Annotated in this window: 1 protein-coding gene; it reads right to left on the reverse strand. The window is 71.0% G+C overall.

The window, feature by feature from the left end:
* Positions 1-1,614: phosphodiesterase (locus F3J14_RS34940; protein ID WP_166726755.1), on the reverse strand; the 1,614-nt coding region annotated here is incomplete at both ends.

Raw genomic sequence — 1,614 nt, forward strand, 5'->3', positions numbered from 1 at the left:
AGCCCGCCCGGCTGCTGTTTCGCCCGCCGCTTCGCGAGCGCCGCGACCGACGCGATCTCGTCGCTGCCGTAGCGCATCGCGCCGTGCGCGCCTGCCGGCACGCCGACCGCGCCGATCGCCATCGTCACGAAGCCGAAGAACGCGGGGTTGCCGTAGCGGTCCTCGCCGCGCAGCCCGCCCGCCAGCCGGTCGGCCTGCGTGTAGAAGCGCTGCGCGCCGTCGTTGAAGCGCGCGATCGCGTCGGTCGCCCGCGCGCGCCAGTCGTCGCGCTGGAACAGCACGAGGAAGTCGTCGCCACCGACATGCCCGAGAAAATCGCGCTGCGGATCGCACACGCCGGCCAGCACCGTCGCCGCGAACTTCAGCACTTCGTCGCCCTGCCAGTAGCCGTACTGATCGTTGAACGGCTTGAACTGGTTCAGGTCGACGTAGCACGCATGGAAGCCGGCGTCGCGCTCCAGCAGGCGGTCGATGTGCGCGCTGATCGGGATGTTGCCGGGCAGGAAGGTCAGCGGATTCGCGTAGCGCGCGGCCTCGATGCGCATCTCGGTCACCGCGCGCACGAGGCTCTCGCCGGTGCCGAGCCCGAGGTAGCGGCCGTGTTCGGTGATCACGAAACCATCCGCGAGATAGCGCTGGTCGTGGCTCGCGAGCAGCATCGCGAGCTGCTCGACCGACGTTGCGTTGTCGATCATCAGCGGCGCGTCGTTCGCGAACTGCAGGCACGGCTTCTTCCCGAACACCTCGCGGTGGTACGGCAGCGTGAAGCGGTCGATGAAGCCGCGCCGGTTCACGAGCGCGACCGGCCGCCCGCGTTCGACGAGCGCGACCGCGTGCAGGCCGGGCATCCGGTTGAACAGGTCGAGCACGTCGTTGTTGGTCGCATCGCGCGGCAGCGCCGGCGCGGGGACGAGCATCTTCGCCGCGATCGTGCCGGCCGGCCGCGCGGTGCGCGTCGCGCCGGGGAACACAGCGATGTGCGGGGTGCGGATCGCGTCGCGCGCGGCCGGCGCGACGACCGGGGACGGCCGTGCGTTCGGCCGGCCGAGCAGAAAGCCCTGCACGCAGCAGATGCCCATGTCGCGCACGACGACCAGGTCGCACGCGTTCTCGATTCCTTCCGCGATCAGCTGCGCGCCGCTCGCGTGCGCGAAGTGCTGCATTGCTCTGACCGCCTCGAACTTGAGCGGGTCGCGCGCGATGTCGTGGATGAAGAAGCGGTCGATCTTCACGACATCCGGGTGCAGGCGCAACCACAGGTTCATGCTCGCGTTCGCGGTGCCGTAGTCGTCGAGCGCGAACTGGATGCCCGCTTCGCGCAGCGACGCGACCGCCGGCTCGATGCGCGCCACGTCCGGCATCGCGGTCTGCTCGGTCAGCTCGATCACGATGCGCTCGGCGCCGACCCCCGCCCGGCCGAGCAGTTGCCGCGCGCGCTCGCGTTCGCGCACGAGTTGCACGATCGTGCCCGCGCTGAAGTTGAGGAACAGCTTGCCGTCGCAGCCGAGCGCCGCGAACGCGTCGAGGCAGGTGAGCGCGGCCGCCTGCTCGAGCGCGATGGTCGCGCCGTCGCGGGCGGCCTGCGCGAACAGCGCGGCCGGCGGCTCGAGGTCG

This window comes from Burkholderia sp. Tr-862, from assembly GCF_011753085.1.
Taxonomy (GTDB): Bacteria; Pseudomonadota; Gammaproteobacteria; order Burkholderiales; family Burkholderiaceae; genus Burkholderia; species Burkholderia ambifaria.